Genomic DNA, 26,783 nt, shown 5'->3' on the forward strand with positions numbered 1-26,783 from the left:
GATAGCAATCATCCAAAATAAAGACAGAAGCGCAGGGCTGTTTCCTGCGCTTCTTTCGATCGTGCATTAATACCCGGGGGAAAACCGTTATTCTCCATTCATTTATTATGGAATTAATTTCGAAGATTTTGCCATCAATGCAGTCTTTTCGATCCAACGACTCAAAGGTTTTTTCAACACGAGTGCGAGAAGCAGGCTGATTCCGACAAAGCACAACAGGGCAAGCATGTCACTTATGACGATTTCCTGAATCATGCCGCCAACTGCTTCTCGAAGCATGCTGATTACATAGGTGAACGGCATGAAGGGATTCAATGCTTGAAAGAAAGCAGAGGTCATACTTACAGGAAAGGTGGATCCTGAACTGGAAATTTGCAATACCAAAAAGATGATGGCCAAGCCTTTTCCGATATTGCCAAAAACTGCGCATAGAGTAAAGGTAATGATGACAAATACGATGCTGATGAACACACTTAGTAAGATAAAGGCAAGCTTGTCGACGACATAACAATGCAGGAGATATAAGTCCCCTAAGGTGACGATTACAGCCTGGGTGATCCCGATCGTTAAAAAGGTGAGTAGTCTTCCAGTATATTTTTGGTAATCTCGATAGGAGAAGGAATCTTCGACATCCACTTTTAAAGAGGATATGAGCAGGGTTGCGCCTACCCATAATGCCAGCATTGTATAAAAAGGAGTCATCGCAGAGCCATAATTAGGGATAGGGAATATCCTTTTTGTATTCAGTACAATTGGTTTCGAGAGAAAGTTACTTTCCTTTTCAGGGTCATGTGTTAAAAACTCGATAAGATCCTTCATATTGACATTCCTATTAAGGGTTCGGATCTTCTCGGCTGCTTTATGGATGTCTGTTTTAAAACCGGGTAGATCATTTCGTGCAAAGTCTGCAGCCCGGTGGATGACTTTTCCTGCTTCCGGCAGCTTGTACTTCACGAATGCTGCTGACTCGTGGATTTGCTCTTTCAAACGGTCTAAATCGTTGCGGACAAAATTGGCAGTCTGATGGATTTTTTGCTCTAATAAAGGGAAATCGTTTTGGTAGGCATCAGCAGCTGAAGAAATCATGTCTGTAATTCCCTCTGTTTGTGGCAGAAGGTTCGCTTTTGTTTCCGCTAAACTTAGTTGAATGCTTTCTAAAGTTTGTAAAAGCCTGGTCATATTCTCAGTGTTTTCTTGATTGTCCGGCCCATTTTCTGCTTTCATGATATCGATTGCCTGTTTGGTGTTCCTTTCAACCTCGGACACATTCCCAATGAGTTCCTCCAGAACGCTGTTGATTTGCTTGATTTCCTCTATCTTTTGGTTTAGATCTGTGATGGCAATGCCGCCGTCCTTAATCAAAGGCAAAGCTTCTTCCACTTTTAGAATGCGTTCGCCCATTTGATCAAGCTCAGATATATGATTCTCAAGCTCAATTATTTGTCGGCTTGTAGCTTCGATCCGATTCCATTTTCCTTCTAATTCAATCGCCTTGCTGCCCATTTTTTCAATCAGTGGCAAAGCCTTCTCTAGCTCAAGAATTTTGCTTTCTGCCTTTTGAATGGAAGGCAGGTCCTTCTGAAGCTCAATCCCCGCCTTTTTAAAAACAGTGAAAATGACGTCTCCAACCGTTTTTGTAAAAGTGTCACTAATTTCAGTCATGATGCCTGAAGCGCCTGAACTGGTAATTTTCGGAGCAATGGCATTGATTTTTTCATTCACCCCGAAGGTAATTTCCGGTTTCTGAGGATTCGCTTCTATAATACTCGTTAGTTTTTCAGAGAAATCTTCCGGAATGATGAGATAGGCATAATAATCCCCGTGATTCACTCCTCTAATCGCTGCTTCCCGGTTCATAAACCTCCAGCCCAGCTTCTTATTCTTCTTCAAACTCTTCACCAATTCCGCACCTGCATTCACCGTATTCCCAAGAGCAACTGCTCCTTCATCCTCGTTCACAACTGCCACAAGAATGCCAGATGTATTCCCGTATGGATCCCACATTGATTTTATATTGATCCACGCATAAGCAGAGGGCAGAACCATGAGACCCAGCACCAATAAAAGAACTGGACGTGTACGGAATATATTTTTCCAATCATTCACATAAATGCGCCAGATATTCGTCATGAACCCACCTCTAAAAAGAAACAATAGGATTAGTATTTGGAGGAGGAAAGGGAATATACAAAGATTGTTGTGGAGTGTTTAAATGGGGGAGATGAATTTTCCCTTAAAAGAAAAGCAAACTAAGAATGATGGGTGGGCCGGTCAATAGACAGGATCACTTTATCATGAACATGACTCGTGACAACCTGATAGCATCATAAAATAACAAAGGTGGAGAAAACATGGCTAATCATAAAAATAAGCAAGAAAAACACAATACTGCCCTGCCAAAAGCAGATGAAGAATTTGCAAAAGAAAGAAACAATGGCCTAGAAAAAGTCGCGTTAAAAGCTATGAAAAAACAAAATAAGTAACAAATGGAAGCACAAGTACGTTTCTTGTGCTTCTTTTTTATCTTTATTATAAGAGCTGTTTTCCGCAAAATCGAAGCAACCTCATAAGCAGATTGTCAGCAATTTAGGAATGGAGATAGCCAAATTTTTTTAGTGGTGAGCAACTTGTATAACTTAGGAGCTTATCCAGTGTTTCAAAAGATCCACCCTTTTAGAGTGATCCAGGTTACCGTGTATTCATGCTCCGAATTAAATAAGGACACCCTAATAAATGAATAAAATCTTAACGAAGAGGAGGAGGGGTTGAGATTGAAAAAAATGATCTTACTTTTTGCTCTACTTTTTTCATTTATCCTATCGGGAAGCGCTTTGGCATCAGAAAAAGGAGTCTATAGCATAAAGTTGCTTGAGTACGGAGGCATTAAAGATTATCCCAAATCTGGATTGGTTTATGGGGCTCATAATCAAGGAACGACGTATCTGCCATTCTTTTATATTTTAATTCAGAACAAGGATCACAATATTCTTTTTGACATCGGTTATCGAAATGATGCAAAAGATGGCCAGAAGGATTGGTCCAAATTATTTGGTGGAACGAATATCGAAGCACCAGCCGAAGTATTGAAAAAAGTAAATTTAACTCCAAATGACATTGATATCATCATATTAAGCCATCTTCATTTTGACCATGCCGGGAATATTGATCAGTTTCCAAAGGCCCAATTTCATGTCCAAAAAGAGGAGCTTGATGGCTGGGTGTCTTCCTTATCACTGCCTGAAAAGGTCCGTGATTGGGTTTGGCAGGCAACCGATATGGACCATCTTAAAGATCTGATAGAAGTGGCTGCAGAAAACAGGTTGACGCTGATCGAAGAGGACAATTATGAAGTAACAAAAGGAGTAAAGCTCCATCAAGCCAAGGGCCATACATTTGGCACGCAGGCTGTTACGGTTGAGACAAAGAAAGGTATGTATGTGCTTACCCAGGATGTGGTGTACACATACGAAAATGCGATCAACTACAAACCGCTGGGACTTGGACTTGATAATGTTGAACAACTCTTGTCCATTCATAAAGTAAATAAATTGGTCGGAGGGAATGTTGATTTCATCATCCCGGGACATGATATTGCAGTATTTGACAAATACCAAACAGAGCAAGTTGGCAAGAATCGCATTGTCACGGTTGTTAAGTAATATTAGACAGACGGATTGCCGGATAAAGTTTCAACACTCTCTGGCTAAAAAACAGGTGCAAAGCTGTCAGAAACGGAGCACTATTCGGACAGGAAAAGCGTGAACAGGTGCAAAGCTGTCAGAAACGGAGCTCTATTTGGACAGGAAAAGCGTGAACAGGTGCAAAGCTGTCAGAAACGGAGCTCTATTTGGACAGGAAAAGCGTGAACAGATTTAAAGCTGTCAGAAACGGAGCACTATTCGGACAGGAAAAGCGTAAACAGGTGCTAAGCTGTCAGAAAGGGAGCTCTATTTGGACAGGAAAAGGGTGAACCGATTTAAAGCTGTCAGAAACGGAGCACTATTCGGACTGGAAAAGCGTAAACAGGTGCAAAGCTGTCAGAAACAGAGCACTATTCGGACAGGAAAAGCGTGAACAGGTGCAAAGCTGTCAGAAACGGAGCTCTATTTGGACAGGAAAGGCGTGAACAGGTTCAAAGCTGTCGGAAGCGGAGCTCTATTGGACAGGAAAAGCGTGAACAGGTTCAAAGATGTAACAATGAAACTCGCACTCTGTTAAACACTAGAAAACACATGTTCAAAAAGGGCACCCTGAAAAGTATGTTGGATCTATTTATAGTGGGTATCACGTGTATGTCCAACGCTGGTATAGTTTTTCTTTAAAACTCTGGAAATTGTTCTTTTACTCAAATTCACTTTACACCATTCATAAATATTTTGAGTAGTGACCATCCTGTCAGGAAAAAGTTGTTTAAATTCCTCGACATTTCTTTTAATAGCATGTTCAATCTTCTCATGACTACCACACCTGCTGCACACAATGTCATAATTTATAGCAGAAGTTGCAAACGACTTGCAATCTTTACAATACAAACCTTTCTCTAGTTGGTCATAAGTATATGTTGGCAGGGAAGTATGAGGGTTCTTTGTTATGTGCAACGAAATTAATTTCTCAGCCAGTTTCTTGTGGCTATCACCTAACTTGGATGGGTTTTGATTTAAACCTCTTAAAAATCCAGGTACCTGAGTAGGTAAAATATAGGGTTTGTCCATTGGGGCTTGATATAGAGTGAATTCAGGATTAATGTAGATTAGGGAGGATTCAACGAGAAAATTAAACTTGAGGTTTTGCAAAAGGAGACGGAAGAGACCTTCACTTCTTTCCAATTGATTAAGTGGATTCTTATATTCTCGCCCCGTGGTCACATTGTAAAGCTTGTCATCGGCTAAGTAGCAATTCCCTTCATAATTTTTGATATCTAATAAATGAATCATTCCTTGTGAAATAATCAACGTGTCAATTTGAAAAAAAGAATTATTAATCTCTAGCAGCAAGTCATTGATGATATATCTCTCTTCATCAATTCTTTCTGCCATGAGGTCAAATTTAACTTCTCCTTCAAATCCTTTTTCCAGGTTTGATAAATAATACTTTTCCTTAATAGTTAATTGTATTCGTGTGTTCAAGTAACGTAGAAGGACTAGCTCTGCTGGTTCGTGCCGTTCTTTGAGTAACATAACCCACATCCTTTCAATATAGTTAAACTCATTCTATAAAATTTTCCTAGCAATTCCTTATGTGAGTTTTAACATTTTATTGAACTTTTTCATTACCAGTCATTCATTAATTAAGTCAAGTATGGAGGATGTTCTTAAACGAACTAAAAAGAGCCTGCTAATAAACAGGCTCTGTTTTTTATTAACGCTCACACGCAAAATCATCCTTATCCCTGTCCATCTTAGGTTGATAAGCTGGATGAGTCGAAGGTACTCCATTCGGATACACTTTCCTAAGTTCGGTACAGTTTGCAAAGTATTCTGGCTGGCTGCTCCTTGCAGGTGCTGTTGTAGTTGCAGCTGGCTTTGTGGTCGTAGTGTTCGATTTGCTCGGTGTTGTTGCTGGTGCTTTTGCGACGGCTCTTGGATCAAGATCTCCTTTGGTAGTACCGTCTGTTCCATATGCCCAGAGGCCGGTGCCTGATTCGCGTGCTTCTCTTGCAAACATGACGAAGTATTCACTGTATTTCACATCGGGCGGGTAGGTTGATGGTTCTGCATATCCATTAAGAACCAAATCCGCATTGAACATTTTTGTGCGGATTTCGGTTTCATTCGTGTCGTCTGTTGGGATGGCTAGCCAGATGATTCGCAGCAGTCTTCCATAACGGTCGGTTTCACTGACGTCTTTCTGGATCCAGACTTTTTGGCCGTCTAGCTTGGAAGTCGTATAGTTGCTTGCTTCTTTTCCGAACGGTTCTGTCTTTGTAGTTGATTCGGGTGTGTTGACACCAATGAAGCGGATTTTTTGGCCATCGGTTGTTTCAATCGTATCTCCATCTACGACACGGCCAACAGTGACTGCCATCAGACCTAATTTTTCAAGTGTGGCTTCCTCTTGAGCTTTCGCTTCTGCCTCAGCTTTCGCTTTTGCCTCTTCTTCAGCTTTTGCTTTCGCTTCGGCCTCTAATTTAGCTTTTTCTTCAGCTTCTTCCTTTGCTTTCTGTTCAGCTAATTCTTTTGCTTTCTTTTCTTCTTTTTCTTTCTTTATCTGCTCATTTTTCAGTTTTTCGGCATCTTTCTTTGGTAGCTGTTCCGATTTTACATCGGCCTTTGTCTCTTCAGGAGCAGGCTCGACGAAAATCAAAACCAATATAACTGTGATAATAGCGCCTGCTGTTAAGAACATCCACGGTTTTTCGGAATAGCTTTTGCCTTTTAGCTTAAGGAAAAAGAGCCACATGCCGGCAAGATAAATGGCAACGCCGATCAGGCCGATGGGTGCAGCAAATGATGAGAACAACAGGAATAAAAGAACAACAATCATGATTACTAGTTTTACAATCTTAATTTTCATTTCCCCCTTAATTTATCTAATGAAATTATACCAATTAAATGGAAAGGGAGGTATGGAAAATTAAGTTTTCTTATAAAAACTAAGTATTCGAAAAATAATTCCTTTTGTGAGTGTTGAGTAAAGGTTATACATTCAGAAGCGAGCAAAATAATCGTTGAAAGCTAGACTGCTATTTTTATGGTAAAATTAGGATAACTAGGCAAGAAGGGATGTAAAGAGTTTGATTTTAATAAATGGCAGTTTTTTTATTTTCATAGGAGTTCTTTGTTATGTTGTGCTGCGGGGGCTGTTCATTGGGAGGCGATACAGAAATCAGTTAAATGTCCAATGGATAAGGGAAATCATTATATTCCTTTTTAATCTCTCTCTTGTCATGGTTATTTCTGTCACTTTATTTCCTTTTCCAATAGGATTCCAATATCAAAACGGAGATTTTTTACAATCTATGAATATCGTGCCGCTAATCAGCGTTATCGAAAATATCAATCAAATAGGGACGGCTTATGACGGAGATGTGCTTTTTATGGTTTACCTGATTATCAGAAATGTAGGGGGCAATATTTTATTGTTGATGCCTTTGGGATTTTTGGCACCGATTTTATGGAAAAGGCTCAGGAGTTTTAAAGCTGTTTCATTATTAGGCCTGTCTGCATCAGTAACCATAGAGCTCTTACAACTCTTCCAGAGATTTGGAGGTGGTTGGGGACGAATCACAGATATAGACGATGTAATTTTTAATGTATTAGGTACAGTAATTGGATATCTGGTTTATGTAGTTATTTTTAAAATTGGAAACAAATTAGACATTAAAGTATTGAGGAAGCTAGGGACGTATCTGATGCTTCCATAATCTATATAGATTCCCTCATTAGAGTTTCAATTAAAACCCTTTATTCAATTAATATTAAAAAGAAGCAAAGGGTACGTCCCCTATTTTTTATACTTTATATAGTCAAAGTTTGAGGTGGGAACTTGTTTTCTGATGTTTCCATACTTATCCTTGTAAATTTCATACTCTCTGTATGTTTCTACGATATATCCGTCCACTTCTTCGTCTTCATCTTTTTGGTGGATATATTCTAACTCAGGCAGGAGGAGCTCGGAGACGTCACCATTTGCATTTTGATCGTCTTGAACAGGTGCATCTGTTTCTATGGATTCAATGTTAGAGTTTTTCTGAGAAATGGCGGAGTTATTAAAAACCAAATAAATACATAGTAACATTAGACTTAACAACCCGAATGTTTGTTTCATAATTTACTCCTTTGATTGAGATTACATTAAAACAATATGCCTGTCCAAGGATGAATATAACTAAGGAATATACTCCAGATAGGTTCAGAAGGAGTTTTAAGCTGAAATAAACTCATTTTGTGTACCACAATGGAGCAGAATCCTACTTTGCCAACAGTGGTTTATGTGGTTGGCTAAGAGTCTTGAATTTTGAACAGACAACTAATTTTTAAATAAAGAACGGGTTAGCTGTGGAAAGTCTTTAGTTTATATCTGGTTCGTCGCAGAGAAACCATTTTTTGAAATAATTGATCAAAAGGGGCAGTTAAATTGAAATATAAAAAGAGCAGTAATTTTACGTTGGTACCGTAAAATTACTGCTCTTTTTTACATAGAGAATCACAGAATTACATTGAAATAAATCTGATCCTATGGTAGATTTATATAGATATACGTTGTGTAATTAATAATAAATATAGTTTTCCTTATTTTAATTATACAATGAAATTGATTCGTAAGTCAACTCTAATATAAAAAAAATTTAGGGGTGTTGCTATGAATTCGGAATTTAAGCAGGAGCAAAAACGAGTGAACAAGGTTATTGGGACCATTAAGGCTGATATGAACCGATTGGAGGAGGAAACGGCCAGACGCAGGAATGAGGTTGTCCAGATTCGCAGGCATTTTTGGGATGAAGTCAAGGTGAATACAGATACATTTGATGATTTCCTTGAGACCATCATCGGCTTAAGGCAGGAAGCACAAGCTCTTTCAGTAAGCCAGAGTACTCACAGACATGCATCCAAGCGTTTGGCCACGCTGCGTCGAATGCAGAAAATTCCCTACTTCGGGCGGATCGATTTTAAGGAAGAAGGTACTTCCACTCCAGAACAAATCTACATTGGTATCTCCTCGTTAACTGATCCTAGTGGCGAAGATTTCCTGATCTACGACTGGAGGGCTCCGGTCTCAAGTGTCTACTACGATTACCAGCCAGGTCCGGCTATGTATACAACACCCGGGGGCATAGTCCAGGGCGAATTAGAGAAAAAGTGGCAATATCTTATCCGCGGCGGCGTTCTTCAATCAATGTTCGATACGAGTCTTACGATTGGAGACGAGATATTACAGGAGGTTCTTGGTAAAGGTACTGACAAACAAATGCATAATATCGTTGCGACCATTCAACAGGAGCAAAACAGGATCATCCGTCATGATCGCGGAAGGCTGCTCATTGTTCACGGTGCGGCTGGAAGCGGCAAGACATCGGCTGCCCTGCAGCGGATTGCATTTTTACTCTACAAATATCGGGATCATCTGAATGCGGATCAAATCATTCTTTTTTCGCCTAATTCGATGTTTAACAGTTATGTGTCGAATGTGCTTCCGGAACTTGGAGAAGAGAATATGCAGCAGGTCACATTTCAGCAGTACTTGGACCATCGCCTGAGTAAAGAGTTTCAAGTTGAAAACCCATACGACCAATTGGAATATGTTTTAACTGCAGTGAGTGCACCGTCTTACAAGTCGAGGGTTGCCAGCATTCGCTTCAAGGCATCTGCCGATTTTTTTGAGGCGATTCAATCATACAGGAAGTCGCTTGAGTTATCCGGCATGTTATTCAAGAGCATCCGGTTTAGAGGAGAACAGATTGTTACGTCTGAACAAATAGCAGACAGATTTTATAGCAGCGACACCTCGCTGCGTTTCCATAGCAGACTTGAAAAATTGAAGGATTGGCTCATCAAGCAAATAGATGAAGCCGAGAAGCTCGAACGGAAGAGGCCATGGGTTCAGGAGGAAATCGAGCTGCTTAGCGATGAGGAATATCATAAGGCATATACCCACTTGGCGAAAAAACGCGGCTTTAGTGGAGAGGCGATTCATGATTATGAAATCGAGGATGAAGCGCTAGCCCGTTTGATTGTTCGCCAGAAGTTAAAGCCTTTGAGGAAACGGATCAAGGCATATCTTTTCGTTAACATTAAAGAGATCTATAAGCAGTTTTTCACGGAGGCTGACAAAAAGTGGATGGACCGGGAAGTACCAAAGGAATGGCCGGAAATTTGCCGATCAACAGTGGAAATGCTTGATGAAGGGAAGCTGTTTTATGAAGATGCTACTCCTTTTCTGTTAATGAAAGAGCTGATGTTAGGCTTCCAGACGAACAGTTCGATCAAACATATCGTTGTTGATGAGGCACAGGATTATTCACCATTTCAATTCGAGTTTTTGAAGCGTTTGTTTCCAGCGGCACGAATGACCGTGCTTGGCGACTTTAATCAGGCGATCTTCGCCCATGCCAGCGAAATGGGAGATTTTCATACACTTTCCAGCCTTTACGGACCGGATGAAACCGAAGTGATTAATATGTCACGCAGCTACAGATCCACAAAACCGATCATCGAATTAACACGAAGTCTTGTTCCGAACGGCGGAAGGATTATCCCTTTTGAACGCGAAGGTGAGCGCCCTGTGCTGACACAATTGGCACATCACACAGAACTGCACAGCCACATTGCCTCCAAAGTCGCGGAATTAAGGAGTCTTGGTTATCAAAGCATTGCAATCATATGCAAATCTGCTGAGGAAAGTATACGTGCCTACCAGTCCCTGTCCAGCATCGATGATATTAAACTCATAAAGAGCGGCTCGATAGAATATGAGCAAGGAGTCGTTGTCATACCGTCGTATTTGTCAAAGGGCATAGAATTCGATGCCGTCATCATTTATGATGCATCGGAGGATGTGTACGGTGATGAGAGTCTGCGCAGAGTATTCTACACCGCCTGCACAAGAGCCATGCATTATCTGCAGCTATACAGCGTAGGGGAACCGAGTCCGTTTTTGCGTATTGGTTTGCGGGAAGGGTTTGTCCAAGTGTGAGCAAAGGGACGTATCTAGTGCTTCTTTTTTCTAGATAGAACCATTCAGTGGATATTAAGCTCAAAACCTTTAAGGTAAACCTAAAAAAGAGATCAATGCCGGTTCATTTGCATATAATGTCGAGCATATTTATTTGTATCAGATAGATGGAGATTCAATTTTCAATTTCCTATTTAAAAAAATTGAATCAGACCAACCCTTATCGAACACCGATAAAGTTAACTTGATCTTAAGTCCCCTGATGAATACAAAAGAGGACAGGGAACAAAGGGCATTGCAATCAGTAGAACTTGCCAGCAAACTAAAGGAAGACAGAGGATATATAATCGGTGCTATAATTGGTTTAACCAATATGATTGTTTCGAAAGAAATGCAACAAAAAATGCTGGAGGTGTTTATATTGACCGATGCGTTCAGGGAAATACAAGAAGAAATTAAAGAACAAACAAGAAGAGATATGCGGAGAGAGGATATTTTCTTTTTGCTTGATAATGAGGGGTACGATGATAACTCATTAAAGCAACAGGTATCTAAAATTAATTCATTTGAGTACCTGGATAGAATCTATCGCCTTATTATCTCAAAACACCCAAATTCAGACGAATTACAAAGGAAAATAACTGAATTCGTAAATATATCAAAACACAAAATATAGGTAAATAGGATGCCTGCCCTGTTGGATACAAGGCGGGCGTTTTTTTATATTTAGTATTCGGCTAGTTTCTACGAAGGGATAGGAAGTGAAAGGTTGCAAGGGGACGTATCTCGTGCTTCTAAATTATTTTAGAAATCATAAGCAACAATGCAGTTCTATGGAATCTGGGAGAATGAGCAAAGGTTACGTCCCTTTGCTTCTAGTGTTTTTATTTATGATTATAGACTAATGTTAGAAGGTAATTGTTTTCCTATGTAGAATAAAAACTAAATTGCCTCCGTGTGAAATAGGGTAGTGAATTACACCTAATACTCGGTTGAAAAAGGGGAGGGATAGATATTGATCCAAAGACTTAGCAACGCCCCATATTTACTCCTAGTTGTAGCGGCCCTATTCTGGGGAGGGAACGCAGTAGCTGGTAAGTTCCTTGCGACTTCTCTTCCACCAGTGACGATTTCGTTCATTCGATTGTCTATTGGGGTCCTGATTATGTCACCGGTGATCATAAGGCTTTTCAAGCGGGATATGACTGTGTTTCGGGCGAATTTTAAGCTGTTGTTATTCCTGGCGGTAACAGGAGTGATTGGTTTCAATTTGTTGATTTATTGGGCGGTCCATTACACGTCGGCAATCAATGCCACCTTGCTGAACAGCACGAGTCCTATGTTCATCTTTCTTTTATCTGCGCTTTTGCTTGGAGAGAAAATGGAGCTGAAATACTGGGTGTCGATGGCGGTTTCCTTTATTGGTGTACTATTTGTCATCACGCAGGGCTCATACGATCGATTGATGGATTTGCATTTTAATATAGGTGATTTGATTATGGTTCTGGCTGTGATCTCATGGGCTTTATATTCTATTTTTATCAGAAAGATTTCTGGTAAAATGCCTTCGATGGCGATTTTTGGCTTTACCTTGGCGATTGGTTTTGTGGTGATGATTCTTCCTGTCGCTATTGAGCTGTCGATTGTTCCGGTTAAAGCGCCTTCGATAACTGATTGGAGTGCTCTTATTTATATTGGGATTTTCCCATCTATCTGTTCGTTTTTGTTATGGAATCGTGCCGTTGCTTTGATTGGGCCATCAAAGGCATCGATTTCATTAAATTTGATTCCTGTCTTTGGTTCGATTGCAGCCTTCCTTGTTCTCGATGAGGTTATTACCGTTCCGCAAATTATTGGAGGCTGTCTCGTTTTTATCGGGGTTTTTATCACTTCTTTTACCAAAAAGAAAGCGGTTCAATATGCAAAAGAAGTATAATCATAGATAGTTATACATAAGGGGGATATTGGAATGTACCAAGATGGTTTTGTTGAAGTAACGGGAGGGAAAGTCTACTACGAAATTTATAATCTAGAAGCGACAGGAACCCCAGTGATTATTTTACATGGAGGACCAGGTTCATCGACTTATTCGTTGAAAGGGTTAAAAGCGCTTAGCGAGGATCGTCCGGTCATTATGTATGATCAATTGGGCTGCGGGAAATCGGACCGTCCGACGGACACTTCTCTTTGGAATATTGACCGGTTTGTTGAGGAGCTTGGCCAGGTGAGAGAGGCATTAAAGCTGGAAGAAGTGCATATCCTTGGTCATTCTTGGGGTACGACGCTTGCAGCTGCTTATATGCTTACGAAGCCGAGTGGTGTGAAGAGTGTGATATTCTCTAGTCCTTGTTTGAGTGCTCCTTTATGGGAAGAGGATCAGAAACGGAATATTGCGAAGCTGCCCGATGAAGTGCAGGAGACAATCAGACGCTGTGAGGCGGAGGGTACGACGGATTCTGCGGAATTCAAGGAGGCTATTGGGGCTTTTAGCAAGGAGTTTGTGTACCGTGGGGAGCCTGATTTTGAGTGGATCAAGGCAGGTGCTGGGATGAAGAATCCAGAGGTCTACCAAACGATGTGGGGTCCTTCAGAATTTACAGTGCTTGGGAATCTTAAGACGTTTGACTGCACCTCCCAATTGAACGAGATTGACTGTCCAACGCTTTATACTTGTGGCCGATTTGATGAGGCTACCCCTGAAACGACGGAGTATTATAGCAGCGTGACGCCAAATTCTAAGTTCCACGTGTTTGAGAACAGTGCGCATATGGCATATATGGAAGAACGAGAAGAGTTCATGCAGGTCATTGGTGGTTTTCTTAAAAAGGTTGAAGAGATCGAAGAATAACCTTCATTTATGATTGAGTTTTTTAGAGGGTGATATGACCCCTGCTTTATAAGATTGATTAAAAGGTAATGCAGCTGTTTGCATTGCCTTTTTTTACTTGGAAAATGAAAGAGCACTGAGATTTGTAATGGGAAATAAAATCTGGTACGATTAAATCGCCCACGATATAATTAAAGGTTTTTACCATATAAGAGGAGGACATAAAAATGACATCTATATACGATTTTACTGTTAAAAAAACGAATGGTGAGGCGAAAGCAATCAGGGATTTCGAGGGAAAGCCAATGTTAATCGTTAATACTGCAAGTAAGTGCGGATTGACGGGTCAGTTTAAAGGTCTGCAGGAGCTGTATGATAAATATCAGAATGAAGGGTTGGAAATACTCGGGTTTCCATGTAGTCAGTTCAACAACCAGGAGTTTGACGATATTGCGGAGACAACGGAATTTTGCCAGCTGAATTACGGTGTATCTTTTCCTATGTTTGCAAAAATCGATGTGAATGGTGAAAACGAAGAACCTCTTTTTACTTTCCTGAAGGATCAAAAAAGCGGTCTGCTTTCTAAGGATATTAAATGGAATTTCACGAAGTTCCTTGTTGATCAAAATGGAGAAGTGGTAAAACGCTATGCTCCAACTACTGAACCGGATAAAATTGAGAAGGATATCGCGAAACTAATTCAATCTTAATGAAGGATGAGTCATTTGAAGGATTTTTTAACCCTGGAAAATCAACTGTGCTTTGCTGTCTATGAAGCAGGAAGCCAGTTTAACAAATTATACACTAAAGCGCTCGATTCATTCGGGCTGACCTATCCACAGTACTTAGTGTTATTGGCTATGTGGGAGAAAAATGACCTTACCGCAAAAGAGCTTGGAGAAAAGTTGAACTTAGGCACAGGCACCTTGACACCTATGATCAAAAGAATGGAAGCGAACGGTTGGGTGAAAAAGGAGCGGTCTGCAATAGATGAAAGAAAAGTGAGTATTTCTCTTCAACCTAAAGCCATGGAAGAGAAACAGGCAATCGTGCAAAAAATTGCCACCCAAATGCAAACATGCAATATCGAGTATGAAGAATATGAGCAATTAATGACTCAGTTAAGAGTGCTTCGAAATAAATTGAATAGACAGAAGCTCGGGGACGCTTCTCGAGCTTCTAATTAGTTTAGAAAACCCATGCAATGATGCAGTTCAGCGGCATCTTGTGAGAAAGAGCAAAAGATACGTCCCTCTGCTTCTGTGTGACTTTTCACATATTAGCTGGTGATTATTTATGCTATTTTAAAAGTAATTTAAGAATGGCATAAAGGGGTTTTTATCATGAGTTGTGGATGTTCACGTCTGGAAGATGGCAAGGCGATTGTTGATCATGTAAAAAGTAAAGGGAAGAAGGATCTTGCTCCAAAGATTGCTCATAACATCGTTTGTGAGTGCGGTGAGATGTTCATTCTGGAAACGGTCGTAATGGATTGTCCAGAATGCGGAATGACTTATGGGGTGACTCCTTGCAGTTCTGGTGATATTAATAAAGTGAAGGCTGCTGGAATTCGATATGCTTAATGATCAACCGCTCAATGTTGAAACTCGTTCGAATACCTATCAAATTGCAAAGTAAAATGTAATGTTTGTTGAATGAAAAATGTTATTGGCTTTGTAGACCAAATTGCTGTGCCGGCGATTGGTTCTTTTCTTTTCTTTTCTTTTGTGAACATTAATAAACCATTTTACTTTGAAGGATTTAAGCCTCTTTAATAAATACTCTTTCTGTTGAATTGGTTGATTGATAGAAATATCTGAGTTTAATTAACGGGTGTGTAAATGCTTATCAATAGTTTTTTGAAGAACTTCTTATTAATGATAAGATGCAGTATGGAATAAGAAAGTAGCGCTTTTAAATGTGTAGTAGACACAAATTGAGAAAGAAAATTATAGATTTAAATACTTTTCCTTAATATGAACATGGTATAATATAAGAAAGAAATCGGAGCCGGAGTGGTTTTAATGGAAGAAACTCTAAAGTTAATTCTCAATGAGTTAAAAGAACTTAAAGAAGGACAGCAAGAATTAAAGAAAGACGTTTCGAGTATCAAAGGTAATCTTATCAATGGTCTTGGACCATACTTTGAAAGTGTTGAGAAGCATATTGATGAAAAGACAGAGGAACTTAAAGACACATTAGAAGACCAACAAAGGGTCATTGATACTTTAGCAGCTAGGTCAGTGAAGCAAGAAAGTGAAATCAAAGACTTTAAACGCATACTGAAAAACCAATAAGGAGCGATTTAGCTCCTTTTTTTGATCCCCAATAATCTCTAAATCGCATTTATCTATCATCATATTACACAGTAAGAGGACATTTTATGTACTAACTTTGTGAAATCATATACTTAAAATATCGAGTACTTTAGTTAATGATGGACTCGAACATAAATAAAAATCGCTTAACGCTTCTGTTAAGCGATTTTTTTCATTCCCCAATTTATTTCTGTAAGCAAAAATTTCCGTTTAAAATGATGTGAGGTTTTTTCTTTTTGTCTGCCAGTTTCTTCTACCATCATCTTTTCAATTAATCTTATGATAAAATTTAGATAGACTATTACCGGGGGATTTAGGATGAACACAAATACATATTTCTATCAATTTTTAGAGCCGATTTCCAAGGAGCTGGCGCTGCTGGCGAAGGAATTAGAGAACAGTATTTTTACCAGCCCGAGGACAATGCTGACGCACTCAAGGGTTTTTATTGAAAATATTTTGCAGCAAGTAAGTCAGGCTGAGGAGCTTGTTGAAGATCCGAGAACGAATTTGAAGGAACGGCTGGATATGCTGAATGATAACGGGTACCTGATTCCTGATATTCGCGATGCGCTTCACCTGGTGAGGAGACTGGGGAACCAGGCGGCACATGATGCGCGTATGTTCCGCTATTCAGAGGCTCTTTTATCATGGGAGGCTTTGTACAGTATCGTTCGATGGTATGTTGAGGTATACGGTCCTGTTGAGGTCATCGTTCCAGAATACCAGGATCCATCGCCACAGGTGGAAAAGGTGTTTGATATGTCTGAGCTTGAAGTCAGGCTGAAAGGACTGGAGGAGCTGCTCAAGAATTCGGGGCAGAAACCAGCAGAGAAAACAGCGAAGCAAGAAGTGGCTGCAGCTGTGGCAGCTCCAGTTGTCGATGTACAGGAAACACCAGGCTTCACGCCAATCCGCACGATTTCTTATAAAGGCCGAAAGCTTGATGTTCCTTATTTCCTGCGAGATGCTTTTCTTTTGCCGCAGCGCTTTGATAAATCAGAGACTTTCCTCATTCGACTTGGTGCCGAACAGGAAGCGCGGATCATGAGTGAACTGCCGAATAATCTTGAAGGCCTATATAAAAATGTGAAGCGTTACAGTGAGAAAAATGATGAGCAGCTGTTCGAGGAGCTGCATACGTTTATCGAAGAGGAAAAAGCACGCAGAAACCTAACCTTAAAGAGGCCTGGGGAACTGTTCTTCTTTTACAAAGCGAATCATCTAGTCGTAACGGAGGAATTATCGAAGGTGCCGTTGACTGCTGATGAATTCACTGGTATTCCAAGTCTGTTGAGGCAGCTAAATGAAGACCAGATTGAAACTGTCGGACAGCTGCCGAAGGAGCTTGTGATCCTGGCAAAGTACGAGAATGTTGGGGTTGGGACAGTGGAGAAGCTGTTTGAGCAGCTTAAAGGCAAGCTGAATGAAAAAGCTGATGCGAATAATGAGGACCATTTTAACGAAAGTCGGAAGAGCTATAAAAAGTGGGAATCCTTATATGTGAATGTGAGACAGGGAGATGGCAGCGGAGTGATTCGCGGTGATAGTGTACCTGCTATTTGGAAGGAAGCACTTAGATGGTTAGAAGAACGCAAGCTGCCACTTCATGCTCTTGTGAAAGAAGGAATTGTACTTGGTTCGACTGATAACGGAAAGCGGTATGCGATTGCATTGCAGCCAATCCATCCTGACAACAGACCGTTTGCACAGCTGCATACTTATCAGTCCCAATTGACAGGGGACATCTATTATTTGGAGACTAAAATCAATCCTAAATCAGGGCTTGAGACACTTGGGAAGATATTGACTCGTCTGGGAGTGGAAGTGGATATTCCGCTTTTACAGGGTGAATAACGAAGCATGGGGACGTACCTTATGCTTCTTTTTATTAAGGGAATTTTTCGCCGGGATTCAATTTTGTGCTGAACACTAGTTATCAAAGGAAGCAAAGGGTACGTCCCTTTGCTCCTACAAAACTAATTACATTCAGCTTGATTTCCTTCTGTTATTAAATTTCTTTTCCATCCATAAGAACACATTTGTAATGAACTTAGCAATTGCTATTACAATAAGATAACATACGAATAGATAAAAATAATTCGTGTTACCATATAGTTTGAATAGTCCCAGACCTACTAAAAGGGGCTTGAAAACAAATGCCAGAATGGCCGAAGTCAACACCATATAGATATAGTAATTTTTTTGATGATTTAATGCCCATTGATAAACGAGCATAAATGTAACAGGAACGAAACTCGAATCAATGGACAAACCCGGTAACATCGGAATAACCGGAAATGGATAATTTACTAATCCTAAATTCCTACTGAACAAGTCGATATAGCCGAAAATCATATGTATACTGTATCCGAAAAAGCCCATGAAAAAAATTTTGCCTTTATCAATTTTGAAAAAAAGAATAATTAAAGGAGCAATTAGAAGCGTAACCATAATCCAATATTCTAACGAAGTATAAAGTGCGTAATCCAGCCAGTAATGATTTAATGCTTCTTGCCCTTCTTTTCCCATTTTCAAAATTTTATCGAATTCTTTAATACGGCGTCCGTCCACTATTCGTTCATCCTTTAAAAAACAAGTTTCCTCCTTTTATCGTTCCAAATTTCTTATATTTTATGTGTCCTTTTACTTTCCTTTTATGATAGAATCTTTCAATGGATTCCCTGCTCTTGTCCATTTAACCACTTCTATAGAAAAACCAAGGTCCATTGATTAGTTTATCAAGTTGTGGAAAAAGCGGAACCTTGTAATCGTCCTTAATCTTAAATGGGAGCCTGTTCTTTTTAGGAGTGAATTCCAAAAAAGGAATGCCATCATTTCTCAACTAACTGGCACTGACTAATATCTAATGACCAAAGTCCAGAATTCAAAACAACTCTGGATTCTGTTAAACTCACTTTCTTTTGAAAAATCGGTCCGTCTAATACGAATGTGTGATATTCTCCGAATTCGCCCATTACACATATGTCTTGTTTCTGGATTTCTTCGAAAAAGCTCAAGTCAAGCATTCTACCGGGCCAGGTACGATCAAAATTTTTAACAGAAGCACGACAAACTACCGCTGAGAAACCGAGTGAGATAAAATCCTTCAGGAGCTTTGATGATACCTCTGGAGAAATCCATACAGGAAATAGGGGAGCCAGCCCAGATTTATACGCTACCTCTTCATTCCATTTTCGATCTTCACCGGCATATAAACTGCCAAATGCAATCTCCTCAATACCATGCTGGTCCTTTAATTGGGTAAGCGAATTAATCAAAGACCGTTCATAATCACCTGCAGAATCCACTAAAATCAATGGCAATCCCAAAGCTTCCGCCTGTAATCTTAAGATTTCTAGTTTTATCCCATGCGCATGATTCCTGGCATCATTTTCAGAGACCATCGACACTAGACAAGCGACATTCTTGTTTTCTTGCAGCATTCGATATAAAGCAAGGCAGCAATCTTTTCCGCCGCTCCAGCTTACCGCAACTTTTTTCTCATGCATTGTTTTTCACACCCTTACCGAATAGTGATCAATTTTATTTCTTTTTGCCGCCATCCCGTTCATTTCCTCTTTTAAAATTCCCGGTCACCTTGGCCATCATTAATTGTGCAGCCTGAGTATCCGCCGCACCATTCAATTTTTCTAAGAATTTCTCCGCTTCTTTGCCTTTCAAGATTTTTACCTGATTTCCGTAATAGTCGATAAAAACTGTATTGTCTTTATTTACCCGATAACTAAAAGGTTCCTCTTTCAAACGATTCCTTTTATCGATATTATCCATTTCAGCCTCCATTTTAACAAAATCCATAGTCAGACACATTTTATGTTTCTACAACTAGCATTATGGATCATTAAAGCCTGCCAAAGTATTTTAATTAAAGGTTGTATCAAAAAACATTCTCTTAACTAATGTTAGTTCCTTTTCGATTGTTCGTAAATACTCGTAACGGTTTAAGGGGGGCAGACGCATAGGGACGTACCTTATGCTTCTGTTTTTTTAATGGATTTTTCACCGGTGTTCAATATTCTATAATGAGCACCAGTCTTCTGAAGGAGCAACGGATACGTCCCTTTGCTCCCTGCAAAATCCGATCGCAAATAGCTCCTCAAAATAGATCTCCTGGAACTTTTTGTTCAGGATTCCGGTATAATAGGCGATTGGATTCTTGACTGGTGTTTTTAATTTTAACTTACGGACAAGTTGTTTGAACGAGTCGAGTGATACGGATAATTTAGTTTCCTCATCATTTTCGAGATGGTTGCGGTAGGCAGCTATGGTTGTCATTCTCCAGAATTCTTCAATGGATTTTGCAGCAGGGAAGAAGTATTTTGCCAATTCGACAAATGGTTTTGGAATTCTGTCACTTACAAATAGATGGTCTTCTGGTGCTTTTTCAGGAGCTGCAGCTATGGTTTTTCCAGGTCTTGTTGCTTTTTCTACAGGTTGAGCTATTTGTTCTGCAGGAGCTGTTTGTTCACGTTTATTATTCTTTTTAATGTTAGTTTTTAAAAGACTGATAGTTTTATTATGGTGGTCCATTATTTTGTTCTTAGGTGGTTCGTTATTATTATAGAACCAATTGAACACATAAAGATTGCTTGATTGTGAGCCGTTTTTTCGCTCGGTTTCATGTACAGTGAAAATGCCAAGCTTCTTTGCTTTTATGATCATTCTTTTAAAAGTAGAACGGGAGATTCCCAAGTCCTTATATTCCTCATGAATCGCCTTTAATACCGTGCCAATCTTCGCATTGCATACTCCTGGAACCTTAGCGGAAAAACGAGCGAGGCGTTTCAAACCAACTAATTCTCCCTTCGTGAATTCCTTTTTGAATTCCACCATCCACATTTCTAAATGGCTGTTGAACTCTCCTATAGTAGCAAACTGTGAATACTGTTCAAATCCTTCAATGACACCTGATTTAATCGTCATTTTAATGCACCACCCTTTCACAGTCTATATAAGGAAAAGGAGGGCGAAAGGACATGGTGATAGGATAAGAGTTTTGTCTAATTTGTGAATGTTTTAATAGAGATCTAAAGGATTTTTTAATAGCATCTTTGAAAGTTTTCGTTAGACCGTTATATCTATTGAAGTGCGATCATATTTTCAGTAAAATTTTGCTATTCCGTATATTATGTGAAGATACTCACGTGAAAAGATTCACATGATATAATGAAAGCGTAAACAATCCATTAACCCTATTGGGAGGAATCATGATGTTATCCGATTTAATTTTTGAATTTAAAAACTGGTGGATGGGCGCTTCATATCATGGGATGGAAATGGATGAATTTGAACGGATTGAATCAAAGCATACTCGAGTTCATCATGATGAAGATTTTTATGAGGAAATTCGGGTGCATTAATATACATTTTATTGAAGCCTTAGATGATAAGGCTTCTTTTTTATAGAAAAGGGTAATTTGGTGATCTTGTTGAATCAGTATATAAAAATACTTTTACATAGTGTAAATAAGCTGGAGGAACAGCATGCAAACTTTTGTATACCTTGTGAGACATGGTGATTCACCTAAAAACCGCGAAAATGAAAGAACGAGAGGGTTAACGGAAAAAGGAATGCGAGATGCCAAGGAAATAACGGAGCTGCTAAAAGAAGAAGAGATTGAGGTTTTTGCTTCGAGTCCATACAGCAGAGCGGTCCTGACGATTCAGGAGTTAGCTGAGCTTTCCGGAAAAGAAGTGTTACTTTTTGAAGATCTTAAAGAGAGAGTTTTTTCAGAAGGAGACAAACGGCTTTCCGATGAAGAATTATATCCGTTATTAGAAAAATCCTTCGTAGATGCTGAATATGCGCTGCCAGGAGGGGATTCCAATAAGGCTTGCCAGGAACGGGCTATTAGGGTTTTAAAAGAAATATTAACGAGCTGCCAAGGGCGGAAAGTGGCAATAGGCACTCATGGGGCCGTCATGACCTTGATGTTGGCGTATTTTGATAGCCGGCACAATTTAAATTTTTTACATCAACTATCAAAACCTGATGTATACAGAATGACATTTGAAGAAGAAAAATTGATGGAGGTCAATAGATTGTGGGGAAGCTGATTAAAGTGTTTTGGTTCCCGAATCAAATCTCGTGTAAATTATTAGGTTAACACCTATACTATAGTAGAAATACTGGATAGGAGTGATTTACATGTTGCACATTGAAATGTGGACGGACTACGCTTGACCATTCTGCTATATTGGCAAAAAGCGTCTGGAGGACGCTATTCAGCAGATTGACCATCCAATCGAAGTTACTTACCGATGCTTTGAATTGGATCCAACAATGGGGAAAGATATAAAAGAAGACATGCCGGAATTATTGGCGAAAAAATATGGAATGAGTATCGATCAGGCAAAAGGCAACCTTCAAAACATGGAACAAATGGCGAAGGAAGCTGGGTTGGAGTATCATCTGGATACGGTTATTTTAACCAATACCTTTGATGCTCACCGCTTAACGATGTTTGCTAAAAAGCATGGATTGATGCATGAAATGACTGAACGCATCTTACGTGCTTATTTTACTGATTCAAAACATATCGGTGATCATGAAACCTTGACGGAATTAGCTGTGGAGGTTGGATTAGATCGGGAAGCTGTTGCGAAAATGCTCGCCAGCGATGAGATGTCAGATGAAGTCCGTGCCGATGAGCAAACCGCACAGCAGTATCGCATCACCGGTGTCCCATTCTTCCTCATCAATAAAAAATACGCCCTCACAGGTGCACAGCCGACTGAAGCATTTGTCCAAGCATTGACAAAGGTCATCGCAGAAAATCAAATCACAGTTCTAAACACCCAGGACGGCGAACTGTGTGATGAAAATGGGTGTGAAATTCCCAAAAAGTAAGAACGGGGACGTTTCTTGTGCTTCTGTTTATTAAGAGAAGCACAGGGACGTATCTTACGCTTCTGTTTATTAAGTTGAGTTATCACAGAGTTTTGATGTTTTGTATTGAACACCCTACATTAAAAAGAAGCAAAGGGAGCGTCCCTTTGCTTCTATCCAATATATACTCCATCACATGTGTTAGGCTTTGGTTCGTAATAGCAATGTTGTTTAAATTGACCTGCAAATGGCTGATCGTACCATGTAGGCGGGCATGGAGCATAGGGATTGAAATACCAAAGGGCATACTTGGAAGGATGTTCTCTCCAATAGTCCAGGATTTGTTTTGCTAATCTTTTTTCTACACTTCTTGCTCTGTTGTAAAACACATTCCCCTTTTGTACTGCTTCAAAAGAATAATTTCCTCCTTGAATTTGAAAAATTACTTGAGGTATTGTCCTTAAATCTCTGAAATCCAAACAATTGGCTTTTAATCTGTTTACTACTACATTGCCAACCATCATCATCCCGAGTCGACCTTCGCCTTCAGCTTCTGCCCGCATCATCCTAGCCACTAAAGCAACATCACTATCGACATATTTCACTCTTGGCACTTTTCATCACCTCTAAAAGAATTGTATTAACCGATGACTGCAAAAATGTTAACAGGATTGGAACAGAGAAAAAGAAGCATGGGGACCTACCTTGTGGAAACAGAAAGGCATTTATAATCGATGGAAATAAAGCGATTGAAATAGGAGGTTGTTCGCTTAAGAAATCGAGGCCTGACAAATTTCGTCAGGCCATTTTTCCTTGCATAAAAGAGTCGTACCATTCATCCCAGTCAAATCCGAGCGAGTAGGAAACGGATTTAGACTCAAGCTTTGAACAATCACGGATGCAGTTTCCTCCAACAATGAATTTAAGGGCTGGATTCGTTTCGAGACATGACTGAATCCAGCTTTCCACCTTTTTGACAGGGGCAGGGTTTGTCATGGAAATCGCCACCACGGAAATGTTCTTCATTTTAATTAAATCGGTTAATCCTCCAAGAGGGGTATTCGGACCCAAATAGATGACTTCATTTCCTTTTTTCTTTAAAAACAGGCTGAATATCATCAACCCAATTTGGTGATGCTCACCTTCTGGACAAAATGCCATTACTTTCGGGAGCGACGGGTTCACTGGGAGAATCCTCATGAACTGGGTGCAGCGGTTGATGATGAACTGTGAAGAGAAGTGCTCCTGGGCTACACTGATGGAGCCATTCTCCCATTCATCCCCAACCTTATACAAAAGCTTAACTAATATTTGTTGAAACACCTCTTCATAATCATACAAGGAAAAAGCGAGGTCAGCGATCTGGTTCGCTTCATGGGTATCAAGGTTAATTAATGCATGATAAAGCTTTTCCTTTAGCTCTTCGTATTTATTAGTCTCAGTGGCAGGTGTGGCAGGGGCTGGAGTCTTATCCTGCAAGAGTCTGACTGCATCACTGATTTTCATATTCTTTTCGTGCACTTGTGTCTTGATCCACTTAAGGGTTTGTACATCTTTCTCACTATATAAACGGTGACCGCCGTCTGTCCGTGTAGGAGTTACAACGTTGTATCGATTTTCCCATGCCCTGATTGTTACCGCTGGGATATCCAATGATTCCGAAACTTGCTTAATACTATACAAAATTAACACCTCCACTCCTCATTATAGATAAGTTATACAAAAATTACACATCTAAAATCCATTGATATAGGGATTTAAAGTAAAAAATAAAAAATATTTGCTCAATTTGTATAGGTTTTGTATAATTAAATCGAAAGGTTATACAAAAATTATACAATGGGTGGTGTAATAATGAAAACTTTAAATCTGGTATCATTAGTATTGCTTATTGTCGGCGGTTTAAATTGGCTTTTGGTCGGCTTGTTTGAATGGGATCTAGTCGGTGGACTCTTCGGAGGCATGGACAGCCCGATCGCAAAAGTGGTCTACATCCTCGTAGGTCTTGCAGCCATCTACAGCCTAACACTCTTATCGAAAGTCAATAAATAATCTCGAAAAAAGCGTACAGACATTGATCTGTACGTTTTTTTTGAAGCATGGGGACGTTTCTTGTGCTTCCGTTTAGTGAGAGAACCTTTAATCGAAGTTCAATTTTTATTGAACCCACACCAGTGATCAATATAAGTAAGAAGGAAAAATAGATGTTACACGGGAATTTAATATTATAGTTTTTCGGGAAATGAAAAGAGAAAACCAGGGGGAATATCCCAATGAAAAAAGTCATCATCAAAGTATGCTGGGGAATTATTTTGATTTGTTTTTTAATACAACAATATTTTGATGAGAATATAATCTCATTTATTGCGATTGTTATAGGATTTTTTAGTTTTGCTACATATGCAATAACCGTTTTAATAAAAGGGGAAGATAAGGTGAATTAAACGCATGGGATGGATTAGTATGGTGTTTGTCATAATCCTCAATGAATTTTTAGCCGCGACTGATCTAAGAGTCAAATTGTACTCCGAATTTTCTTTCATCACTTTTTCATTTTACCTCACAACCTCAATCTCCATTTAATGACTAAGCTGATCAAACAGGAAATCATTGAAAGTGAAACTTATGTGTAAATCGTATATTTAAAGGGAAGATAAACACAGTGCAGAAAAAGAGGAGGTTATTTATATGGCAAAAGTGTTAGCAGTACTATCAAGTGGACATAAAGATGAGAAAAATAATTATGAAACTGGCTGGTGGGGAGAGGAATTATTTGCTCCGATGCTGCTTTTAGAAAAGGCAGGACACCAGGTTGATTTAGCTTCTCCGCTTGGAGGAAAGCCGGTAATTGATCAGATGAGTATTAGTGAGGATTATGATCCTAATGGTACTTATAAGAAGCTTTACGAATCCGGAAAAGCCGATGACACATTGAAGCTTGCAGACGTGAATCCAGCAGATTATGATGTCGTTCTTGTTGTTGGCGGCCATGGTGCGATGTACGACCTGGCAAAGGATGAGAATTTGCATCAGATTATGAATCGCATTTATGACCAGGGTGGGATTGTTGCAGCGGAGTGCCATGGACCTGCGCCTTTAGTTTTTGCAAAGCGTCCCAATGGTGAGAGTTTTGTTGCTGGTAAAAAGGTAACCGGTTATCCTGACGTCATGGAGCCTGCAGGGTTACTGGATATCCTGCCATTCAGCCTTGAGCAGGAGCTGCGAAAAATAAGCAATTATGAAACTGGAGACCTTGAAAAAACGGGACATGCAGTATGGGCGGATGATCAAATCGTCACTAGCCGTGACCCGTTCTCATCTGAGCTGATGGGGGAAGAGTTAGTTAAAGCATTGGAAAAGAGGAAAAATGAATAGGATTTTAATCGAGCACCTGAATAGGGTGCTTTTTTATTTAGATGAAATAGACGATATAAAAGTGAAACTCAAAAACGCCAGGAGAGAATAACCACCTGGTATTTTTGAAAAATTCTATTGCTTATATAAAGAGGATAAAGAGAAATCATCATCCGTCATAATATATTTATGATCTTGTTCTAGTGCATCATTCAAGCTTGAAGATAAACTAGCTGAAGAATATGCACAAACGGAAACCATTCGTTCCTGTATAACAAAATTATTTGCCAGGAGTTCAATGTTCGTAATTAACTGGGCATTGCATTCAGTCGACACCCATTCTACGTGAGCCCAGGTGCGAATCGATGAATGACTATTATTATCAAAGGGAAGATCCTTTTCGAAATGCTCAAGAATGGTTTGGGTGTTAAAGTCACCATTTGAAATATAATAATCATAATTGTTCACTAAGTGGATTGAGGATTGCTGTTCAACAGTAAATAGCGAATTCATTATTGCACTAATCTTAGGGAGGTTTCTCATGCTCTCAAGAATTAGGATCTGCTCGTTTCGATCTAATCCCGTTTTTATAAAAGAAACCAAATGATCTAAATAAGCCTCTCCATCCTCAAATCGATAGAAGACATGACCTTCGGTTACATTTGTGAAATTTGATTGTAATAGGGTTTCCATGAAGCACACCTCCATACAAATTTTGATTCTACTACCTGAATTTGGTATCGGTCTTAAGCCTAACATGCATACAGAAGGAAGTATATGGGAATATAAGGATAGAAGCATGGGGACGTATCTGATGCTTCCT

Annotated in this window: 29 protein-coding genes; 18 read left to right on the forward strand and 11 right to left on the reverse strand. The window is 39.6% G+C overall.

Features of this window, described 5'->3' with window-relative positions; genetic code table 11:
• Positions 1-105: 105 nt before the first annotated feature.
• Entirely contained in the window at positions 106-2,130 is a 2,025-nt protein-coding gene (locus AABM38_RS11375) for a YhgE/Pip family protein (protein WP_423410484.1), read from the reverse strand.
• A gap of 221 nt (positions 2,131-2,351) precedes the next feature.
• Between AABM38_RS11375 and AABM38_RS11380 the strand changes: the two genes are divergently transcribed.
• On the forward strand, positions 2,352-2,483 hold the full coding sequence (locus AABM38_RS11380; protein ID WP_423410485.1) for a hypothetical protein: 132 nt from the start codon (positions 2,352-2,354) through the stop codon (positions 2,481-2,483).
• A gap of 297 nt (positions 2,484-2,780) precedes the next feature.
• Positions 2,781-3,659 (forward strand): N-acyl homoserine lactonase family protein, encoded by an 879-nt coding sequence (locus AABM38_RS11385; RefSeq protein WP_423410716.1) that lies wholly within the window; start codon positions 2,781-2,783, stop codon positions 3,657-3,659.
• A gap of 609 nt (positions 3,660-4,268) precedes the next feature.
• Here AABM38_RS11385 and AABM38_RS11390 read toward each other — a convergent pair.
• On the reverse strand, positions 4,269-5,177 hold the full coding sequence (locus tag AABM38_RS11390) for a nuclease-related domain-containing protein (protein ID WP_423410486.1): 909 nt from the start codon (positions 5,175-5,177) through the stop codon (positions 4,269-4,271).
• Between the two features lie 181 nt (positions 5,178-5,358).
• Positions 5,359-6,513, reverse strand: coding sequence for a thermonuclease family protein (locus tag AABM38_RS11395; protein ID WP_423410487.1), 1,155 nt, complete (start codon positions 6,511-6,513; stop codon positions 5,359-5,361).
• Positions 6,514-6,733: 220 nt separating this feature from the next.
• Here AABM38_RS11395 and AABM38_RS11400 point away from each other — a divergent pair, with 220 nt between their 5' ends.
• Complete coding sequence (locus tag AABM38_RS11400; RefSeq protein ID WP_423410488.1) at positions 6,734-7,363, forward strand: VanZ family protein; 630 nt, start codon at positions 6,734-6,736, stop codon at positions 7,361-7,363.
• A gap of 80 nt (positions 7,364-7,443) precedes the next feature.
• On the opposite strand, the gene AABM38_RS11405 is transcribed toward AABM38_RS11400, so the two are convergent.
• Positions 7,444-7,767 (reverse strand): hypothetical protein, encoded by a 324-nt coding sequence (locus AABM38_RS11405; RefSeq protein WP_423410489.1) that lies wholly within the window; start codon positions 7,765-7,767, stop codon positions 7,444-7,446.
• Positions 7,768-8,301: 534 nt separating this feature from the next.
• Between AABM38_RS11405 and helD the strand changes: the two genes are divergently transcribed.
• The 9 genes from helD to AABM38_RS11450 all read left to right on the forward strand — a co-directional run bounded on the left by helD (position 8,302) and on the right by AABM38_RS11450 (position 17,613).
• Positions 8,302-10,632, forward strand: coding sequence for an RNA polymerase recycling motor HelD (gene helD / locus AABM38_RS11410; protein ID WP_423410490.1), 2,331 nt, complete (start codon positions 8,302-8,304; stop codon positions 10,630-10,632).
• A 241-nt stretch (positions 10,633-10,873) separates the two neighbouring features.
• Positions 10,874-11,287: a hypothetical protein gene (locus tag AABM38_RS11415; protein ID WP_423410491.1), complete on the forward strand. Its 414-nt coding sequence runs from the start codon at positions 10,874-10,876 to the stop codon at positions 11,285-11,287.
• A gap of 339 nt (positions 11,288-11,626) precedes the next feature.
• Complete coding sequence (locus AABM38_RS11420) at positions 11,627-12,547, forward strand: DMT family transporter (RefSeq protein ID WP_423410492.1); 921 nt, start codon at positions 11,627-11,629, stop codon at positions 12,545-12,547.
• Between the two features lie 33 nt (positions 12,548-12,580).
• Positions 12,581-13,459: a proline iminopeptidase-family hydrolase gene (locus AABM38_RS11425; protein ID WP_423410493.1), complete on the forward strand. Its 879-nt coding sequence runs from the start codon at positions 12,581-12,583 to the stop codon at positions 13,457-13,459.
• 206 nt (positions 13,460-13,665) lie between these two features.
• Positions 13,666-14,148, forward strand: a complete 483-nt coding sequence (locus AABM38_RS11430; protein ID WP_423410494.1) for a glutathione peroxidase — start codon at positions 13,666-13,668, stop codon at positions 14,146-14,148.
• A 15-nt stretch (positions 14,149-14,163) separates the two neighbouring features.
• The gene (locus tag AABM38_RS11435) at positions 14,164-14,625 is read left to right on the forward strand and encodes a MarR family winged helix-turn-helix transcriptional regulator (RefSeq protein ID WP_423410495.1); all 462 of its coding nucleotides are present in this window, start codon (positions 14,164-14,166) and stop codon (positions 14,623-14,625) included.
• Between the two features lie 156 nt (positions 14,626-14,781).
• Positions 14,782-15,021: a hypothetical protein gene (locus AABM38_RS11440; protein ID WP_423410496.1), complete on the forward strand. Its 240-nt coding sequence runs from the start codon at positions 14,782-14,784 to the stop codon at positions 15,019-15,021.
• A gap of 441 nt (positions 15,022-15,462) precedes the next feature.
• The gene (locus AABM38_RS11445; RefSeq protein ID WP_423410497.1) at positions 15,463-15,735 is read left to right on the forward strand and encodes a hypothetical protein; all 273 of its coding nucleotides are present in this window, start codon (positions 15,463-15,465) and stop codon (positions 15,733-15,735) included.
• Between the two features lie 339 nt (positions 15,736-16,074).
• Complete coding sequence (locus AABM38_RS11450; RefSeq protein WP_423410498.1) at positions 16,075-17,613, forward strand: DUF4145 domain-containing protein; 1,539 nt, start codon at positions 16,075-16,077, stop codon at positions 17,611-17,613.
• A 132-nt stretch (positions 17,614-17,745) separates the two neighbouring features.
• Here AABM38_RS11450 and AABM38_RS11455 read toward each other — a convergent pair whose 3' ends face one another.
• The 4 genes from AABM38_RS11455 to AABM38_RS11470 all read right to left on the reverse strand — a co-directional run bounded on the left by AABM38_RS11455 (position 17,746) and on the right by AABM38_RS11470 (position 20,700).
• The gene (locus AABM38_RS11455) at positions 17,746-18,330 is read right to left on the reverse strand and encodes a hypothetical protein (protein WP_423410499.1); all 585 of its coding nucleotides are present in this window, start codon (positions 18,328-18,330) and stop codon (positions 17,746-17,748) included.
• 260 nt (positions 18,331-18,590) lie between these two features.
• Positions 18,591-19,268: a diphthine--ammonia ligase gene (locus tag AABM38_RS11460; RefSeq protein ID WP_423410500.1), complete on the reverse strand. Its 678-nt coding sequence runs from the start codon at positions 19,266-19,268 to the stop codon at positions 18,591-18,593.
• 34 nt (positions 19,269-19,302) lie between these two features.
• Positions 19,303-19,548 carry a hypothetical protein gene (locus tag AABM38_RS11465; protein ID WP_423410501.1) on the reverse strand — a complete coding sequence of 82 codons (246 nt, stop codon included), beginning with the start codon at positions 19,546-19,548 and terminating at the stop codon, positions 19,303-19,305.
• 246 nt (positions 19,549-19,794) lie between these two features.
• Entirely contained in the window at positions 19,795-20,700 is a 906-nt protein-coding gene (locus tag AABM38_RS11470; protein ID WP_423410502.1) for a hypothetical protein, read from the reverse strand.
• Between the two features lie 284 nt (positions 20,701-20,984).
• Between AABM38_RS11470 and AABM38_RS11475 the strand changes: the two genes are divergently transcribed.
• The 3 genes from AABM38_RS11475 (at position 20,985) to AABM38_RS11485 (ending at position 22,627) form a co-directional block, all read left to right on the forward strand.
• Positions 20,985-21,137, forward strand: a complete 153-nt coding sequence (locus AABM38_RS11475; protein WP_335377607.1) for a hypothetical protein — start codon at positions 20,985-20,987, stop codon at positions 21,135-21,137.
• A gap of 124 nt (positions 21,138-21,261) precedes the next feature.
• Positions 21,262-21,834 (forward strand): histidine phosphatase family protein, encoded by a 573-nt coding sequence (locus AABM38_RS11480; protein WP_423410503.1) that lies wholly within the window; start codon positions 21,262-21,264, stop codon positions 21,832-21,834.
• A 139-nt stretch (positions 21,835-21,973) separates the two neighbouring features.
• A complete protein-coding gene (locus AABM38_RS11485) occupies positions 21,974-22,627 on the forward strand; it encodes a DsbA family oxidoreductase (RefSeq protein WP_423410717.1) in 654 nt (217 codons plus the stop codon).
• Between the two features lie 152 nt (positions 22,628-22,779).
• On the opposite strand, the gene AABM38_RS11490 is transcribed toward AABM38_RS11485, so the two are convergent.
• Positions 22,780-23,220 carry a cell wall hydrolase gene (locus AABM38_RS11490; protein ID WP_423410504.1) on the reverse strand — a complete coding sequence of 147 codons (441 nt, stop codon included), beginning with the start codon at positions 23,218-23,220 and terminating at the stop codon, positions 22,780-22,782.
• Between the two features lie 184 nt (positions 23,221-23,404).
• Positions 23,405-24,289, reverse strand: a complete 885-nt coding sequence (locus AABM38_RS11495; RefSeq protein ID WP_423410505.1) for a MerR family transcriptional regulator — start codon at positions 24,287-24,289, stop codon at positions 23,405-23,407.
• Between the two features lie 171 nt (positions 24,290-24,460).
• Between AABM38_RS11495 and AABM38_RS11500 the strand changes: the two genes are divergently transcribed.
• The 3 genes from AABM38_RS11500 to AABM38_RS11510 all read left to right on the forward strand — a co-directional run bounded on the left by AABM38_RS11500 (position 24,461) and on the right by AABM38_RS11510 (position 25,981).
• Positions 24,461-24,658: a DUF378 domain-containing protein gene (locus AABM38_RS11500; protein WP_423410506.1), complete on the forward strand. Its 198-nt coding sequence runs from the start codon at positions 24,461-24,463 to the stop codon at positions 24,656-24,658.
• 221 nt (positions 24,659-24,879) lie between these two features.
• On the forward strand, positions 24,880-25,050 hold the full coding sequence (locus AABM38_RS11505; protein ID WP_423410507.1) for a hypothetical protein: 171 nt from the start codon (positions 24,880-24,882) through the stop codon (positions 25,048-25,050).
• 244 nt (positions 25,051-25,294) lie between these two features.
• Positions 25,295-25,981 carry a type 1 glutamine amidotransferase domain-containing protein gene (locus tag AABM38_RS11510; protein ID WP_423410508.1) on the forward strand — a complete coding sequence of 229 codons (687 nt, stop codon included), beginning with the start codon at positions 25,295-25,297 and terminating at the stop codon, positions 25,979-25,981.
• A gap of 114 nt (positions 25,982-26,095) precedes the next feature.
• On the opposite strand, the gene AABM38_RS11515 is transcribed toward AABM38_RS11510, so the two are convergent.
• The gene (locus tag AABM38_RS11515; RefSeq protein ID WP_423410509.1) at positions 26,096-26,653 is read right to left on the reverse strand and encodes an MEDS domain-containing protein; all 558 of its coding nucleotides are present in this window, start codon (positions 26,651-26,653) and stop codon (positions 26,096-26,098) included.
• Positions 26,654-26,783: the final 130 nt, after the last annotated feature.

Origin of the sequence: Heyndrickxia sp. MSNUG (assembly GCF_049532715.1) — a bacterium.
Classification (GTDB): domain Bacteria; phylum Bacillota; class Bacilli; order Bacillales; family Cytobacillaceae; genus Mesobacillus.

Bases quoted from the DNA above. Each gene is read 5' to 3' on its own strand.
- AABM38_RS11375 (WP_423410484.1), bottom strand. From the start codon at position 2,130: ATGACGAATATCTGGCGCATTTATGTGAATGATTGGAAAAATATATTC.
- AABM38_RS11380 (WP_423410485.1), top strand. From the start codon at position 2,352: ATGGCTAATCATAAAAATAAGCAAGAAAAACACAATACTGCCCTGCCA.
- AABM38_RS11385 (WP_423410716.1), top strand. From the start codon at position 2,781: ATGATCTTACTTTTTGCTCTACTTTTTTCATTTATCCTATCGGGAAGC.
- AABM38_RS11390 (WP_423410486.1), bottom strand. From the start codon at position 5,177: ATGTTACTCAAAGAACGGCACGAACCAGCAGAGCTAGTCCTTCTACGT.
- AABM38_RS11395 (WP_423410487.1), bottom strand. From the start codon at position 6,513: ATGAAAATTAAGATTGTAAAACTAGTAATCATGATTGTTGTTCTTTTA.
- AABM38_RS11405 (WP_423410489.1), bottom strand. From the start codon at position 7,767: ATGAAACAAACATTCGGGTTGTTAAGTCTAATGTTACTATGTATTTAT.
- helD (WP_423410490.1), top strand. From the start codon at position 8,302: ATGAATTCGGAATTTAAGCAGGAGCAAAAACGAGTGAACAAGGTTATT.
- AABM38_RS11415 (WP_423410491.1), top strand. From the start codon at position 10,874: ATGAATACAAAAGAGGACAGGGAACAAAGGGCATTGCAATCAGTAGAA.
- AABM38_RS11425 (WP_423410493.1), top strand. From the start codon at position 12,581: ATGTACCAAGATGGTTTTGTTGAAGTAACGGGAGGGAAAGTCTACTAC.
- AABM38_RS11430 (WP_423410494.1), top strand. From the start codon at position 13,666: ATGACATCTATATACGATTTTACTGTTAAAAAAACGAATGGTGAGGCG.
- AABM38_RS11440 (WP_423410496.1), top strand. From the start codon at position 14,782: ATGAGTTGTGGATGTTCACGTCTGGAAGATGGCAAGGCGATTGTTGAT.
- AABM38_RS11445 (WP_423410497.1), top strand. From the start codon at position 15,463: ATGGAAGAAACTCTAAAGTTAATTCTCAATGAGTTAAAAGAACTTAAA.
- AABM38_RS11450 (WP_423410498.1), top strand. From the start codon at position 16,075: ATGAACACAAATACATATTTCTATCAATTTTTAGAGCCGATTTCCAAG.
- AABM38_RS11460 (WP_423410500.1), bottom strand. From the start codon at position 19,268: ATGCATGAGAAAAAAGTTGCGGTAAGCTGGAGCGGCGGAAAAGATTGC.
- AABM38_RS11465 (WP_423410501.1), bottom strand. From the start codon at position 19,548: ATGGATAATATCGATAAAAGGAATCGTTTGAAAGAGGAACCTTTTAGT.
- AABM38_RS11470 (WP_423410502.1), bottom strand. From the start codon at position 20,700: ATGACGATTAAATCAGGTGTCATTGAAGGATTTGAACAGTATTCACAG.
- AABM38_RS11475 (WP_335377607.1), top strand. From the start codon at position 20,985: ATGATGTTATCCGATTTAATTTTTGAATTTAAAAACTGGTGGATGGGC.
- AABM38_RS11480 (WP_423410503.1), top strand. From the start codon at position 21,262: ATGCAAACTTTTGTATACCTTGTGAGACATGGTGATTCACCTAAAAAC.
- AABM38_RS11500 (WP_423410506.1), top strand. From the start codon at position 24,461: ATGAAAACTTTAAATCTGGTATCATTAGTATTGCTTATTGTCGGCGGT.
- AABM38_RS11505 (WP_423410507.1), top strand. From the start codon at position 24,880: ATGAAAAAAGTCATCATCAAAGTATGCTGGGGAATTATTTTGATTTGT.
- AABM38_RS11510 (WP_423410508.1), top strand. From the start codon at position 25,295: ATGGCAAAAGTGTTAGCAGTACTATCAAGTGGACATAAAGATGAGAAA.
- AABM38_RS11515 (WP_423410509.1), bottom strand. From the start codon at position 26,653: ATGGAAACCCTATTACAATCAAATTTCACAAATGTAACCGAAGGTCAT.